This is a genomic window from Lutimaribacter pacificus (assembly GCF_900142185.1).
Classification (GTDB): Bacteria; Pseudomonadota; Alphaproteobacteria; order Rhodobacterales; family Rhodobacteraceae; genus Lutimaribacter; species Lutimaribacter pacificus.
The window spans coordinates 15,200-30,210 of sequence record NZ_FQZZ01000004.1 but is presented as its reverse complement, the minus strand read 5'-3'; the positions used below and the strand labels follow the sequence as shown (position 1 = coordinate 30,210).

Genomic DNA, 15,011 nt, shown 5'->3' with positions numbered 1-15,011 from the left:
GCGGTCCGTGCAGTTGCGGGCGCCCTCCACGCTCCCGGCAGGATCACCGGCCGCGAAGGGCCTGCATCAGATCACCTGCGCGAATGCCGTGTCCAGCTTGTCGACCAACTCGCCCAGTTCATCGTCGGTCAGGATGAAGGGCGGGGCCAGCAGCACATGGTCGCCCTCGCGCCCGTCGATGGTGCCGCCCATCGGGTAACAGATCAGCCCGGCCTCGAACGCGGCGGCCTTGATCGCCTTGTTCACCCCTTTTTCCGGGGCGAAGGGGCGCCTGGTGTCGCGATCCGCGACGATTTCCAGCCCGCGGAACATGCCGCGCCCGCGAATGTCGCCGATATGGGGGTGCTGACCAAAGCGGTCGCGCAGGGCGGCGTCCAGTTTCGCGCCCATCTCGGCCGCGCGGGCGGTCAGGCCGCCATCGGTCAGCTTGCCCACCACCACATCCGCCGCCGCGCAGGCGGTGGCGTGGCCGATATAGGTGTGTCCGTGCTGGAAAAAGCCCGAGCCTTCGGCAAAGGCGTCGTGGATTGCGCCGGAACACAGCGTCGCGCCGATCGGCTGATAGCCCGCGCCCAACCCCTTGGCGATGGTCACGATATCCGGGCTGACGCCATCCTGTTCGCAGGCGAACAGCGTGCCGGTGCGGCCCATGCCGCACATCACCTCGTCCAGGATCAGCAGGATGCCGTAGCGGTCGCAGATCTCGCGGATGCGTTTGAAATAGCCGGGCACCGCGGGCACCGCGCCCAGTGTGGCGCCCGCCACCGTCTCGGCGATGAACCCGATCACGGTGTCCGGGCCAAGGCGCAGCAGCTCGGCCTCAAGCTCGTTTGCGACGCGCAGGCCATATTCCTCAAGGCTCTCGCCCGGTTCCTGGCCGCGATAGGCATAGCAGGGGGCGATGTGGTGGCTTTCGGCCATCAGCGGCGCGAAGGGGGCCTTGCGCCACGCATTGCCGCCCGCCGACAGCGCGCCCAGCGTGTTGCCGTGATAGCTTTGCCGCCGCGCGATGAAGCGGGTGCGTCCGGGCTGGCCGATCTCGATGAAATACTGCCGGGCCATCTTGAGCGCGGTTTCCACCGCTTCGGACCCGCCCGAAACGAAATAGACCTTTTCGATACCTTCGGGCGCGTGGGCGATCAGCCGGTCGGCCAGCCGTTCGGCCGGTTCCGAGGTGAAGAAACCGGTATGCGCGAATGCCAGCGTTTCGGTCTGGTCCCGGATCGCGGCGATCACGTCGGCATCGGAATGGCCGAGGCAGGACACCGCCGCGCCGCCCGACCCGTCCAGGTATCGCTTGCCGGTCTCGTCGATCAGATAAACGCCCTGGCCCGACACCGCGCGGGGCGGCGTGGCACGGGAGCTGCGGTGAAAGACATGGCTGGCGCTGGGCATCTGTGCCTCCGGGTTCCTGAGTCGCGCGGATATGCGGATCGTTGAAATATGAAACAGATGGGCCGAGCGTTGACAATAAATGAAACACTTGAAACACTACGAATCGCGCAGAATGAGATAAAAATCGCGCTACGCCGACGGGGGCATTCTTGAACACGAGTTTCCAGCAAAGGCTGGCCCAGAACTATGGCCGACTGAGCCCGCGCCTGCGCGAAGCCGGTGACTATCTGGTGGCCAACCCGCTGGACACCGCCACCCGGTCCCTGCGCAGCGTATCGGACGAAAGCGGCCTTGCGCCCGCCACCTTCAGCCGGCTGGCGCGCGCGCTGTCCTATGACAGTTTCGAGGATCTCCGCGATGCCCTGCGCGTCCAGATCGGGCGGCAGGTCGCCAGTTTCGCCTCGCGCGCCGAGGGGTTGCGCAAAACCGGCGGGGACGGCGCGCGCGGCCACCTGGACCGGGCGCGCGACGCGGCGGTGGGCAATATCGACAAGCTGCTGACCCAGGTCGATCCAGACCGGTTCGAGGCCGCGGTGACGCGCCTGCACGGTGCGCGCAAGGTGGCGCTGCTGGGTGCGCTGGGGTCGACCGGGATCGCGGAATACCTGGGTTACATGGCCAATTTCCTGGGGCCGAACTGGACGCAGCTGGGGCGCATGGGCGCCTCGGTCGGGGCGGCGCTGGCGGATATGGACGAACGCGACGCGCTGCTTGTGATCACCAAGCCGCCTTATGCGCGGGTGTCGATGCGGGCGGCGGAAATGGCCCATGCGCAAGGCGTTTACCTGGTGGTCATCACCGACAGCCATGCCTGCCCGGCGTTGCGAATCGCGCAAAGCGGCTTCATCGTTCCGACAGAGGGGTCGAATTTCTTTACCTCCTATGTCGCCACGCTGTTCCTGCTGGAAACGCTGATGGCGATGCTGGCCAGCAAGGCTGGCCCGGACACGGCCGGGCGGATCGGCGAAATCGAACGGCGCAGCCGCGCATTGCAAGAGGTTATCGACATCTGAATTGCAGGGCCGTTCGGTGCCCGGCGACAACGCAACCATCAACCGAAAAAAGGGAGATACACCTTATGAAACAGATCAAGCTTGGATTCGCGGCGGTTGCCGCCTCGGCGATGCTGGCGGTGCCGGCCACCGCCGAAGAGTTCATCACCATCGGCACCGGCGGTGTGACCGGTGTCTATTACCCGACCGGCGGCGCGATCTGCCGGCTGGTGAACAAGGGCCGCAAGGAGCATGGCATTCGCTGTTCGGTCGAGTCCACCGGCGGGTCGGTCTACAACATCAAGACCATCCGCGAGGGCGAGCTGGAATTCGGGGTGGCCCAGTCGGACTGGCAGTTCCACGCCTATAACGGCAGCTCGGACAACTTCGAATCCGATGGCCCGTTCGAGGATCTGCGCGCGGTCTTCTCGATCCACCCCGAGCCCTTTACCGTCGTTGCCCGTGCCGATTCCGGGATCGAAACCTTCGACGACCTCAAGGGCAAGCGCGTCAACCTGGGCAATCCCGGCTCGGGCGCGCGCGGCACCTTCGAGATCGTGATGGACGAGCTTGGCTGGACCACGGACGATTTCGCCCTGGCGGCCGAGCTGAAGCCGGCGGAACAGTCGGCGGCGCTGTGCGACAACCAGGTGGATGCGATCGTCTTCACGGTGGGCCACCCCTCGGGCACGATCCAGGAGGCCACCACCGCCTGTGATTCCGTGCTGGTGGACGTGCAGGGCCCGGCGATCGACAAGCTGATCGAGGAAAACCCCTATTACCGGACCGCGACGATCCCGGGCGGCATGTATCGCGGCAACGCCGATGACGCGACCACCTTCGGTGTCGGCGCGACCTTCGTGACCTCGGCGGCGGTGTCCGAAGACGCGGTTTATGCGGTCGTCTCCTCGGTCTTCGAGAATTTCGAGGACTTCAAGAGCCTGCATCCGGCCTTCGCCAACCTCAAGCCCGAGGAAATGATCTCGGCCGGCCTGTCGGCCCCGCTGCATGCCGGTGCCGAGAAATATTACAAGGAAAAGGGCTGGATGGAGTAACCTGATCCAGACCACCCCGGGGGGCGGTATCCGCCCCCCGGCGACTTTCGTCATAATAACAAATGATTTTCGGCCAGCGCGCCGGGACGGAGGGGCCCATGTCCGACAGAGAGAAATCCGCACTGAACGAAGACGAGCTGCAGGAACTCGTCGCCGCCAGCGACAGCGGCGCGCGCAACGTTCCCGGCAATCTTGGCCTGTTCATCGCGGCGGTGGCGCTGATCTGGTCGGTGTTCCAGGTGGTGCTGGCCTCGCCCGTGGCGCCCTATGTGCTGCCCGGCGACCTGATCAACAACGCGCGCCAGATCCACCTGGCCTTTGCGATCTTCCTGTCGGCGATGGCCTATCCGCTGTTCCGCTCGGCCCCCAAGACATCGGTGCCCTGGTATGACTGGGTGCTGGCGGTCGGCGGCGCCTATCTCGCGCTTTACGGCTATTTCTTTTACGACAAGATCGTCCAGAACGGCGGGCTTGCCGATGACAGCGATGCGCTGTTTTCGCTGGCCGGGCTGGCCTTCCTGTTCATCGCCGCCTACCGCACGCTTGGCCCGGTGATGGTGATACTGGCACTGATCTTCCTGGCTTACGTCTTTTTCGGCGCGGCCGAGGCCGTGCCCGATCAGATCCGCTGGGCGGGCGCCTCGCTGCGCAAGGCGATGAGCCATATGTGGATCACCTCCGAGGGCGTGTTCGGCATCGCGCTGGGGGTGTCGACCAGGTTCGTGTTCCTGTTCGTGCTGTTCGGCGCGCTGCTGGATAAGGCGGGCGCGGGCAATTACTTTATCAAGATGGCCTTCGGCGCGCTGGGCCACCTGCGCGGCGGCCCGGCCAAGGCGGCGGTGGTCGGCTCGGCCGCCACCGGCCTGATTTCCGGCTCGTCCATCGCCAACGTGGTGACCACCGGCACCTTCACCATCCCGCTGATGAAGCGGGTGGGCTTTTCCGCGGAAAAGGCCGGCTCGGTCGAGGTTGCAAGCTCGGTCAACGGGCAGATCATGCCGCCGGTGATGGGCGCCGCCGCCTTCCTGATGGTGGAATACGTGGGTATTTCCTATCTCGAGGTGATCACCCACGCCTTCCTGCCGGCGGTCATTTCCTACATCGCGCTTGTCTATATCGTCCATCTCGAGGCGGTGAAGAACAACATGCCGACGCTTGGCAACAAGGTCGTGTCGATGGGGCGCACCATCGGCGGCATGATCCTGTTCTTCGCCGGGTTCGCGGGGCTGTGTTACGTCACGCAATATCCCGTCGGCTGGATCGTGGCGCTGGTGCCCGAGGGATCGGGCTGGGTGCTGTCGGCGGCATTGGGCGTGGTCTATGTCGCGCTGGTCTGGCTGGCGGCGCAGGCGCCCGACCTTGAAGCCGACGATCCCAATGCCGAGGTGGTGGAACTGCCCGACATCGCGCAGATCTACAAGACCGGGCTTTACTACCTGCTGCCCATCGTCGTGCTGGTCTATTTCCTGATGATCGAACGCAAGTCGCCGGGCCTCTCGGCCTTCTGGGCGACGTTCCTTTTGTTCTTCATCCTGCTGACGCAAAAATCGCTCAAGGCGTTTTTCCGTGGCGAGGCGGGTGCGCCGGGCCGCCTGAAAGACGGCCTGGCCGACCTGATCGTGGGCATGATCGACGGGGCACGCAACATGATCGGCATCGGCCTTGCCACGGCCACCGCCGGGATCATCGTGGGCACCGTGTCGCTGACCGGGATCGGGCAGGTGATGGCCGATTTCGTCGAGTTCCTGTCGGGCGGCAACCTGATCCTGATGCTGATCTTTGTGGCGATCCTGTCGCTGATCCTGGGCATGGGGCTGCCGACCACGGCGAATTACATCGTCGTTTCCTCGCTCATGGTGGCCGTGGTGGTCGAGCTGGGCGCGCAGTCGGGGCTGGTGGTGCCGCTGATCGCGGTGCACCTGTTCGTCTTCTACTTCGGCATCATGGCGGATGTGACCCCGCCGGTGGGGCTGGCCAGTTTCGCCGCCGCCGCCGTGTCGGGGGGCGATGCGATCCGCACCGGGTTCACCGCCTTCTTCTACAGCCTGCGCACCGTGGCGCTGCCCTTCGTCTTCATCTTCAACACCGACCTGCTGCTGATCGACGTGACATGGGTGCAGGGCATCATCGTCTTCGTCGTGGCCACGATCGGCATCCTGATCTTTACCGCCGCGACGATGGGCTGGTTCCTGACCCGCAACCGGATCTGGGAAACGGTGGCCATGCTGGTGATCGCCTTCGCGCTGTTCCGGCCGGGCTTCTTCATGGACATGATCCAGCCGCCCTATGCCGACGTGCCACCCGCCCAGTTCGAAGAGGCGCTGGCAAACGCGCCGGCGGGATCGAGCCTGCGCACGGTGGTATCGGGGCCGGATTTCGACACGCTGGAAATGAAGGATCTGACGGTGGTCCTGAACGTGCCCGAGGGCGCGGATGCCGCCGAGCGGCTGGATGCGCTGGGGCTGCTTCTGGCGCCCGAGGGCGACCGGATGATCCTTGAGGAACCGATGTTCGGCACGCCGCTGTCCGATACGCTGTCGAGTTTCGATTTCTACGGCGACGACCCGGTGCAGATCACCGCCGTCCGCGCGCCCAACGACCAGTTGCCGAAGGAACTGATCTTCATCCCCGCGCTGCTGCTGATGGGCCTGATCGCCCTGATGCAATCCCGCCGCGCCAGACCAATCGAGGGAGTACCGGCATGATCCAGACCGTTCTCTGTGCCGTTGACGTGAACCGCCCCGAGGCCGAGGCCAGGGTGCTGCAGACCGCGCATCGCCTGGCCGAACTGGAGGGCGCGCAGCTGGACGTGATCACCGTGATCCCCGATTACGGGATGAGCGTGGTCGGCGGGTTCTTCAGCGATGACCACACGAAAAAGGCCGTGGCCCATGCGAAGGAAATCCTGAACGATCTGGTGACGGATGCCATCGGGGCCGATGCCAACGCCAAGGTGCGGCACGTGGTGGGTGTAGGCACCGCCTATCACGAGATCATCGAAACAGCCGAACAGGGCGGTGCCGACCTGATCGTTCTGGGTGCGCACCGGCCCGATCTGCGCGATTACCTGCTGGGTCCGAACGCCGCGCGGGTGGTGCGGCATTCGACCTGTTCGGTCTACGTGGTGCGTTAGGCGCGCAGCCCCAGTATCGCGCGCGCCTCGTCCGGGCTGGCCACGGCGCGGCCCGCGTTCTGCGCACAGCGCGCCAGCGCCTCGATCAGCTGCCCGTTCGACCGGGTTTTCGACCCATCGGGCAGGTAGAACGTATCCTCGACCCCGGTGCGCAGCATGCCGCCCAGTTCGGCCGCCTTCTGGTGCACCGGCCAGATTTCCTCGCGGCCGATCAGCGTGGCCTGCCAGGGTGCACCGGGGATCAGGTATCCCATCAGCCAGTCCAGCAGCGCCGCGTCCACCGGCATCCCCGAGGCAACGCCCATGACAAGGTTGTATTGCGCGCTGTCGGTCATGCCGTTTTGCACATACATCGCCACCGACCGCACGATGCCGGTGTCGAAGCATTCGAACTCGGGCCGCGTGCCGGTTTCCGCCATCACGTCAAGGAAATCGCCCACCTTCTGTGGCGTGTTGTCGAACAGCATCGGAGGCCAGGCCCAGTCGCCACTGGCCCGCAGCTTGAGGTAGTTGAGCGATCCCGCGTTGCAGGCCCCGATCTCGGGGCGCAGCGCGCGCAGCACGTCGAGCGGCCCCTGGTATTCCGGCCCCACGACCCCGGTGGTCGAGTTGATGACGATGCCGGGGCAGGCGTCGCGGATCGCATCGACGATATCCCGTGCCACCGCGGTATCCCAGCTTGGCAGGTGGCCCTTGCCCGGTTCCTGCCGGCGGTAATGGATGTGGATCACCGACGCGCCCGCATCCATCGCCTCGCGCGCCGAGGCGGCGCATTGCTCGGGCGTTACGGGCACCGGGTGCTGGGTGGGGTCGGTCAGCACGCCGTTCAGCGCGCAGGTCAGGATCGCTTTGTCCATCTCAACTGTCCTTTTTGTGCCGGCTGCCGGGGGCTGGGGGCGTTTCCGGCGGGCCGGCAAAGCATTGCGCGTGCGCCATCCATGTCCGCGCGACCGGGCCTTCGACGCGCAGCGCGGTATCGTCCAGCGCGCGGGTCTGCGTGACAACGGCGGCGAAATCGCGGGCGGGGCCGCTGATGCGCCCGGCGCTGTCGTCCCCGAATTCCCAGATCGCGCCCGAGGGCGCGGTCAGTTCCAGCCCGGGCATCGTGTCGGGCACGTCCAGCCCGTGCACCTTGTGCGACCAGCCGAAGGTATTGACGCCCAGCACCACGATATTGCGCAGCCGGTCGCCTTCCTCGCGGGTCTGCCCCAGCACGTCGAACAGTTCGAACCCATGCGCCCATGTCTCCATCTGCCGCGCGGTGATCGACGAGCGCGCCGACATCGACGGCCCCGCCCAGGGCAGCCGCGCCTTTGGGTCCATCTGCTGCCAGCGCGCGGCCATGTCGCGGGCATGGTCGATCCATGCCTTGCGCAGCGCAGGCCCGCGTTCGGGGATCGCGGCGTTCTCGGGCGCGCGCATCCCCTCTCCCTTCTGGAAAGAGGCGACGACGGGGGCGATCATGTCGTGAAACGCGGCCTCATCGCTGGCCGACATGTCGGCCGCGCGGTTCCAGAAATGCAGGTGCACCAGCACATCGTTGATGGTCCAGCCCTTGAACTGGGTCGGTGTGTCGAAGGCGTCTTGCGGCAAATCGGCGATAGCGCTGTGCAGAACCTCGGTTTCGGTCAGGAAATCCTGTGCTTCGCTCAGGGTCATTCGGTGTCCTCCTCGATGGTCACGATCACGGCGCCGGTTTCGATCTGCCGGCCGGGGGCGATTGCTACATCGGTAACCGTCCCGTCGGTGGCCGCGCGCATCTGGTGCTGCATCTTCATCGCCTCCAGCACCGCCAGAACCTGCCCCTTCTGCACGCGCGCGCCGGGCGCCACGTCGACAGAGATCACCAGCCCCGGCATCGGTGCGGTGATCGTGCCGCTGCCGGCTGCATCGGCCGCATCGGCCCAGGGGCGATGGCGCGTCAGGTGGAACGCCTGCGCGCCGGATTGCAGGTAAAGGCCCCCGGCATCGTCGGGGGCAAAGCCGACCGCCATGCCCCGCCCGTCCACCACAAGCTGCGCGCGCGGGTCGGCCATCGCGCGGATCGTCACCCGATGCGTCCAGTCCGGGCCGCCGACCACCCATTGCCGCGCGCCATCGGCCTGCGCCGACAGGTGGTGAACGGTGTCACCATGCGCCAGATCGACGGGCACCGGCAGCCCGCCATCCGAGGCAAAGCCCAGCAGGCTGTCATCGGGCAGGGTAGAGGCCGCGCGCGCCGCCATCGCCCCGGTCTGCAGCAAGAGCACTGCCGCGCAGGCCAGTTCGCGCGTGTCGGGCGTGGGCGCGGCGATGCCGTCATAGGTGTCGCCGATAAAGGCGGTCGTCGCCTCGCCCGCGACAAAGGCGGGCTGGCGCAGGATATCGGCCAGGTGCCCGGCATTCGTGGTCAGCCCCAGCAGAACGGTCCGGTCCAGCGCGGCCAGCAGGCGGTGCCGCGCCACCTCGCGCGTGGGGCCGTGGGCGATCAGCTTGGCCAGCATCGGGTCGTAATGGGGGGACACGACCTGCCCGGTGGCAATGCCCGCATCGACGCGGATGCCATCGCCCGTGGCCGGTGCGAACCGCGCGATCCGGCCGGTGACGGGCAGGAAATCGCGCGCCGGGTCTTCGGCGTAAAGGCGCAGTTCGATGGCGTGGCCGCTCAGCGTCACCTGGTCCTGCGTGACGGGCAGGGGTGCGCCCTGCGCCACCGCGATCTGCAGTGCGACAAGGTCCAGTCCGGTGATCATTTCCGTCACCGGATGCTCCACCTGAAGCCGCGTGTTCATCTCCAGGAAATAGAAGTTGCCGGAGCCATCCAGCAGGAATTCGACCGTGCCCGCGCCGCGATACTCCACCGCCCGCGCGGCATCCGTCGCGGCGCGGCCCATCGCGGCGCGCAGGTCGGGCGTCATGACGGGGCAAGGGGCCTCTTCCACAACCTTCTGGTGGCGGCGCTGCACCGAACAGTCGCGTTCGCCCAGGTGGATCACGTTGCCATGCGCATCGGCAAAGACCTGGATCTCCACGTGGCGCGGGCGCTGCACCGCGCGTTCGAGGATCAGCACGTCCGAGCCGAAGCCGGCCTGCGCCTCGTGACGCGCGCGGGCAATCGCGTCGGGCAGGCCGGCGGCATCGGCAACCAGCCGCATCCCGCGCCCGCCACCCCCGGCCGCGGCCTTGACCATCAGGGGAAAGCCGATCCTGTCCGCCTCGGTCAGCAGGGTGGCGTCGGACTGGTCCGCGCCCTGATAGCCCGGCACGCAGGGCACCCCGGCGGCGATCATCGCGCGCTTGGCGGCGGCCTTGTCGCCCATCACCTCGATGGCATGGGCGTCGGGGCCGATGAATGTCAGGCCCGCGTCCGCGACCGCGCGGGCGAAATCCGCGTTCTCCGACAGAAAGCCGTATCCCGGGTGGATGGCCTGTGCGCCGCTGTCACGCGCCGCCGCAAGGATCGCATCCGTATCCAGATAGCTTTCCAAGGCCGGGGCCGGCCCGATCCGCACCGCATCATCGGCCAGCGTCACATGCGGCGCATCGGCGTCGGCATCGGACCAGACCGCAACCGTGCGCAGCCCCATGGCACGCGCGGTGTGCAGGATGCGGCAGGCGATTTCGCCGCGATTGGCGACAAGGATCGTGTCGAATGCCATGTTCACATCCTCGCCACGCCAAAGGAATTGGGCCGCAGGCCACGCCGCCGCGCCTCAAGGCAGGTCAGCAGGCAGAAGGCCAGCACCTTGCGGCTGTCGCGCGGGTCGATCACCCCGTGGTCGAGCACCCGGCCCGAGGTGTAGAACGGGCTGGATTGCCGGTCGAACAGCGCCTCGATGGCGGCCTCTTGCCGGGCCAGCCGGGTTTCGTCGATATCGGCGCCGCGCCGTGCGGCACCGGCGCGGGCCACCATGCTCATGGTGCGGGCCGCCTGTTTGCCGCCCATCACGCCCGAACGCGAATTGGGCCAGGCGAACAGGAAATCGGGCTCGTAGGCGATGCCGCACATGCCGTAATTGCCTGCGCCGAAGCTCGATCCGCAATAGAGCGTGATCTTGGGCACGCGCGCGTTCGACACGGCCTGGATCATCTTCGATCCGTGCTTGATCATGCCGGCGCGTTCATACTCGGTGCCGACCATGTATCCGGTGGTGTTGTTGAGGAATACCAGCGGCGTTCCGGCCTGATCGCAGGCCTGTATGAAATGCGTGGCCTTGTTGGCGCCTGCCGGGTCGATGGGGGCGTTGTTGGCAAGGATGCCCACGGTGATGCCGTGAATCTGCGCCTGCAGGCACAGGGTGCCGGGGCCGAAGCCGGGTTTGAATTCGTCGAACGCGGAGCCGTCGACCAGCCGCGCCGCCACCTCGCGCATGTCACAGGGGGTCTTGGGATCTGCGGGCACGATCCCGGCCAGCTCGTCCAGATCGCGCGATGGCGGGGCGAAACCGCGCGGTTTCGGGGGCGTTACATCGCGGTTCCAGTCCAGCCGTGCCACGACCCGGCGGGCCATTTCGATGGCATGTGCGTCACTCTCGGCCAGGTATTCGACAAGGCCGGAAACGCTGGCGTGCATTTCGGCGCCGCCGACCTCCTTGTCGGTGGTCTTTTCGCCGGTCGCCGCATGGACCAGCGCCGCGCCAGCAAGCGCCGCCATCCCGTTCGGGCGCACCGCGATCACGTAATCCGACAGGCCCGGCATGTAAGCGCCGCCCGCCGTGGACGGGCCATGCAGCACGGCAATGGTGGGCAGGCCCGCCGCCGAAAGCCGCGCGAGGTTGCGGAACACCGCGCCGCCATGGGCCCAATCCTCGACCCGGTAGTTCATCAGGTTGGCGCCCGCGCTTTCGACCAGGTGGATGAAGGGCAGCTTCTGCCGCAGCGCGATGTCCTGCACCGACAGCATAGCCTGCAGCGCCATCGGGCTGAGCGCGCCCGCGTTGATCCCGCTGTCATCCACCACGATGGCCGCGCGCACGCCCGAGACAAAGCCGATCCCGGCAAGGAAGGTGCTGCCGGGGATGGATTTTTCCGGGTCGTCGCTGTCGGCGAGATAACCCGCGAGGCTGTGCAGCCGCAGGAACGGCATGGCGGGATCGAGAAGCCGCGCCAGCCGTTCGCGCGGGGTGATCTGGCCGCGTTCGTGAAACCGCGCGCGGCGTTCCTCGGATTTGCGGGCGGCGCGCGACTCCAGCGCCCGCAACTCTGCTATGGCGTCCAGCATCGCGGCGCGGTTGTCGTCATAGCCCGGCGTATCGGGGCCCAGTTGCGGTCCGGTCCACATCGCACTCCTCCTTTTGCGACAGGCACGCGGCGACGTTACGAAGCGGGCGGCGCATACTCAATTTCAAAACGGCGCGGCGCGGGGGTGAAAAGGGCAAGCCCTTGGACGGCATGGATTTTACCTCACGTCCCGGGGGAGGGGGTGGTGGCCACGGTTTTGCCGCAAGGATGACGCGGGAATGCCCGATTTTGCCGGGACATTGCCGGGCGAACCGCCCCGCCCTGCGCGCAGGGCGGGTGTGATGCGTTGAGAGGTGGATATGAGCGAGCAAAAGAACGGGGTGGAGCCGGATGCGGATATCCTTGCGATCCGCGCGCTGTTGAACGACGAGGGCGCGGAACCGCCTGCCGTTCGGGCAAGGCCGGTGACGGCCATCCCGCCCAAGACGCCCGCCGCGTCCCGCGACACGGCGAAAGACCCCGGCGACGCGGGTCTGAGCGACCGGATACGCGCTGCCGAACGGGCTGCCGATACGGCCGGGGCAAGGCGGCCGCGCCTGCCCGCGCCGGTGCAGGACAGGATCGCGTGGCTGTGTGCCTATCGGCCCACGCTGCGGCATGTCGCCCTTGCCGCGCTGGTGCTGCTGGTGGTGCTGCGGCCCTGGCTGCTGGTCACGGTCGTCCTGCTGCCGGCCCTGATCGTCGCGGGCATCTTCCTGTCGGTCGGTCACGACCGGTTCTGGGCGGGGGTCTTGCGGCTTTACAACCGGTTTCACGCTCGCAACCCCGAAAAGGCCGAAAGGCTGCGGCGCCGGGCCGATGGGATCGCGCTGCGCTGGGATGCGTTTCTCGACCGTTTTCCCGAGGGGACGGTCGATGCGCTTTACCTGCCCGACCTGAATTCGCTGCAGGACCAGGAGGAGCGCCACCGGCAGGCGCTGGCCGAGCGTTTCGACAAGCTGCAGGACGAGGCGCGGGCGCAACAGGCAGCGCGCCCTTGAATTCGCCGCCCCGGCCAAGTATGTGAGCGGCTGATCCGATCGAAAAGGTGCAGGCATGGCGCGCGCGAACCCCCTCCAGTTCATTCAGCAGACCCGGGCGGAAGTGTCCAAGGTGGTCTGGCCCACCCGCCGCGAGGTGGTGCTGACCACGGTCATGGTGTTCATCATGGCGGCGCTGACGGCGGTGTTCTTCGGGCTTGCGGATTTGCTGATCCGTTCGGGTTTGCAGGCGGTCCTGACCGTCTTCGGCTGATCGCCGGAACCCGCGAAATTCCGCCCGTCAGGGTTGCCAAGCCTGAACATTCTTTGTAACAGGCAGGTCTGATCCGAAAATGGCGTGCGGCGATTCGTGTTGCACGCCGATTTTTTGTTTCGGGATGTGCGCGCAAGCGTAGGAAATCAAACAGTTTTTCGGTCAGCGGGCCGAAGGGACAAGGGCTGAGGTCAAGATGGCGAAGCGTTGGTATTCGGTGAGCGTGCTCTCGAATTTCGAAAAGAAGATCGCCGAGCAGATCAGGCAGGCCGTCGCGGAGAACGGTCTGGAGGACCAGATCGAAGAGGTCCTTGTGCCCACCGAAGAAGTGATCGAGGTGCGCCGCGGCAAGAAGGTCACGACCGAACGCCGCTTCATGCCGGGCTATGTCCTGGTGCGGATGGAAATGTCGGACCGCGGCTATCACCTGATCAACTCGATCAACCGCGTGACCGGCTTCCTTGGCCCGCAGGGCCGCCCGATGCCGATGCGCGACGCCGAGGTCGAGGCGATCCTGGGCCGCGTGGCGGAAGGCGAAGAGGCGCCGCGCACGCTCATCCGGTTCGAGGTGGGCGAGAAGGTCAAGGTCAACGACGGGCCGTTCGAGGATTTCGACGGCATGATCGAGGAAGTGGACGAAGACAACCAGCGCCTGAAGGTGTCGGTGTCGATTTTTGGCCGGGAAACCCCGGTCGAACTGGAATTCACGCAGGTCACGAAACAGTCGTGATCTGAGTGGCGAGCCGTGGGAGGCGAGGGCATCGCGATGCCCGGACCGGACCACGACAACGAAAAGGCCCGGCTGACGCGTCGGCGGGCTGTTGGAAAGAAGGAGAGGCCAGATGGCCAAGAAACTCGTCGGCACGCTGAAGCTTCAGGTGCCCGCCGGTCAGGCGAACCCCTCGCCGCCCGTGGGCCCTGCACTGGGTCAGCGCGGCATCAACATCATGGAATTCACCAAGGCCTTCAACGCCAAGACGGCGGATATGGAGCCGGGCGCCCCGTGCCCGACGGTGATCCAGTATTATCAGGACAAGTCCTTCACGATGGACATCAAGACGCCGCCGGCGTCGTATTACCTGAAGAAGGCCGCCAAGCTGAAATCCGGCGGCAAGACCCCCGGCCGCGAAACCGTGGGCAGCGTGACCGTCGCGCAGGTGCGCGAAATCGCCGAGGCCAAGATGAAGGACCTCAACGCCAACGATATCGACGCCGCGATGCAGATCATTCTGGGTTCGGCGCGGTCCATGGGCATCGAGGTGAAGTAAGATGGCAAAAATCGGAAAACGCACCCGTGCAGCCCGCGAAGCCTTTGTCGGCAAGGAAAACCTGTCGGTCGAGGATGCCGTCGCCCTGATCAAGGGCAACGCAACCGCGAAATTCGACGAGACCATCGAGATCGCCGTGAACCTGGGCGTCGACCCGCGCCACGCCGACCAGATGGTCCGGGGTGTGGTCGGCCTGCCGAACGGCACCGGCAAGGACGTGCGCGTCGCCGTCTTCGCCCGTGGTCCCAAGGCGGATGAAGCCAAGGAAGCCGGCGCGGATATCGTCGGCGCCGAGGACCTGATGGAAACCATCCAGGGCGGCACGATCGAGTTCGATCGCTGCATCGCCACGCCGGACATGATGCCGATCGTCGGCCGCCTGGGCAAGGTTCTGGGCCCGCGCAACCTGATGCCGAACCCCAAGGTCGGCACCGTGACCATGGACGTGGCCGACGCGGTCAAGGCCGCCAAGGGCGGCGAAGTCCAGTTCAAGGTGGAAAAGGCCGGTGTCGTGCATGCCGGTGTCGGCAAGGCCTCGTTCGACGAGGGCAAGCTGGTCGAGAACGTCCGCGCCTTCGTGGCGGCCGTGGCCCGTGCGAAGCCCGCCGGCGCCAAGGGCACCTATATGAAGAAGGTGTCGCTCAGCTCCACGATGGGGCCGGGCGTGTCGATCGACGTGGCCAACGCCACGACCGAGTAAGAATTCCGCGGGGCG

The 15,011-nt window shown here is 66.4% G+C and carries 14 protein-coding genes; 9 read left to right on the top strand and 5 right to left on the bottom strand.

Annotation, left to right across the window (positions count from 1 at the left end):
• Positions 1 to 66 precede the first annotated feature (66 nt).
• Entirely contained in the window at positions 67 to 1,395 is a 1,329-nt protein-coding gene (locus F3H87_RS11565; RefSeq protein WP_149788569.1) for an aspartate aminotransferase family protein, read from the bottom strand.
• Between the two features lie 149 nt (positions 1,396 to 1,544).
• On the opposite strand from F3H87_RS11565, the gene F3H87_RS11560 reads away from it, so the two are divergent.
• The 4 genes from F3H87_RS11560 (at position 1,545) to F3H87_RS11545 (ending at position 6,575) form a co-directional block, all read left to right on the top strand.
• A complete protein-coding gene (locus F3H87_RS11560) occupies positions 1,545 to 2,408 on the top strand; it encodes a MurR/RpiR family transcriptional regulator (RefSeq protein WP_223228042.1) in 864 nt (287 codons plus the stop codon).
• A gap of 65 nt (positions 2,409 to 2,473) precedes the next feature.
• On the top strand, positions 2,474 to 3,442 hold the full coding sequence (locus F3H87_RS11555; RefSeq protein WP_149788570.1) for a TAXI family TRAP transporter solute-binding subunit: 969 nt from the start codon (positions 2,474 to 2,476) through the stop codon (positions 3,440 to 3,442).
• Between the two features lie 98 nt (positions 3,443 to 3,540).
• A complete protein-coding gene (locus F3H87_RS11550) occupies positions 3,541 to 6,147 on the top strand; it encodes a TRAP transporter permease (protein WP_149788571.1) in 2,607 nt (868 codons plus the stop codon).
• Positions 6,144 to 6,575 (top strand): universal stress protein, encoded by a 432-nt coding sequence (locus F3H87_RS11545; protein WP_149788572.1) that lies wholly within the window; start codon positions 6,144 to 6,146, stop codon positions 6,573 to 6,575. The genes F3H87_RS11550 and F3H87_RS11545 overlap by 4 nt, the downstream gene beginning before the upstream one ends.
• Here F3H87_RS11545 and F3H87_RS11540 read toward each other — a convergent pair.
• The 4 genes from F3H87_RS11540 to F3H87_RS11525 are packed head-to-tail and all read right to left on the bottom strand — an operon-like array spanning position 6,572 to position 11,835.
• Positions 6,572 to 7,432 (bottom strand): BKACE family enzyme, encoded by an 861-nt coding sequence (locus F3H87_RS11540; protein ID WP_149788573.1) that lies wholly within the window; start codon positions 7,430 to 7,432, stop codon positions 6,572 to 6,574. The two genes, F3H87_RS11545 and F3H87_RS11540, sit on opposite strands and share 4 nt — an antisense overlap.
• Position 7,433: 1 nt before the next feature.
• Positions 7,434 to 8,234: a TIGR03084 family metal-binding protein gene (locus F3H87_RS11535; RefSeq protein WP_317511333.1), complete on the bottom strand. Its 801-nt coding sequence runs from the start codon at positions 8,232 to 8,234 to the stop codon at positions 7,434 to 7,436.
• On the bottom strand, positions 8,231 to 10,213 hold the full coding sequence (locus F3H87_RS11530; RefSeq protein ID WP_149788574.1) for an acetyl/propionyl/methylcrotonyl-CoA carboxylase subunit alpha: 1,983 nt from the start codon (positions 10,211 to 10,213) through the stop codon (positions 8,231 to 8,233). The genes F3H87_RS11535 and F3H87_RS11530 overlap by 4 nt, the downstream gene beginning before the upstream one ends.
• 2 nt (positions 10,214 to 10,215) lie before the next feature.
• Positions 10,216 to 11,835 carry an acyl-CoA carboxylase subunit beta gene (locus F3H87_RS11525; protein WP_149788575.1) on the bottom strand — a complete coding sequence of 540 codons (1,620 nt, stop codon included), beginning with the start codon at positions 11,833 to 11,835 and terminating at the stop codon, positions 10,216 to 10,218.
• Positions 11,836 to 12,094: 259 nt separating this feature from the next.
• Between F3H87_RS11525 and F3H87_RS11520 the strand changes: the two genes are divergently transcribed.
• From F3H87_RS11520 to rplA, 5 genes are all read left to right on the top strand, one after another.
• On the top strand, positions 12,095 to 12,775 hold the full coding sequence (locus F3H87_RS11520; protein ID WP_149788576.1) for a hypothetical protein: 681 nt from the start codon (positions 12,095 to 12,097) through the stop codon (positions 12,773 to 12,775).
• A 55-nt stretch (positions 12,776 to 12,830) separates the two neighbouring features.
• Positions 12,831 to 13,028 (top strand): preprotein translocase subunit SecE, encoded by a 198-nt coding sequence (gene secE, locus F3H87_RS11515; protein WP_149788577.1) that lies wholly within the window; start codon positions 12,831 to 12,833, stop codon positions 13,026 to 13,028.
• Positions 13,029 to 13,224: 196 nt separating this feature from the next.
• A complete protein-coding gene (nusG, locus tag F3H87_RS11510) occupies positions 13,225 to 13,758 on the top strand; it encodes a transcription termination/antitermination protein NusG (protein ID WP_149788578.1) in 534 nt (177 codons plus the stop codon).
• A gap of 112 nt (positions 13,759 to 13,870) precedes the next feature.
• A complete protein-coding gene (gene rplK / locus F3H87_RS11505; RefSeq protein WP_149788579.1) occupies positions 13,871 to 14,296 on the top strand; it encodes a 50S ribosomal protein L11 in 426 nt (141 codons plus the stop codon).
• A gap of 1 nt (position 14,297) precedes the next feature.
• A complete protein-coding gene (rplA, locus tag F3H87_RS11500) occupies positions 14,298 to 14,996 on the top strand; it encodes a 50S ribosomal protein L1 (RefSeq protein ID WP_149788580.1) in 699 nt (232 codons plus the stop codon).
• Positions 14,997 to 15,011 lie beyond the last annotated feature (15 nt).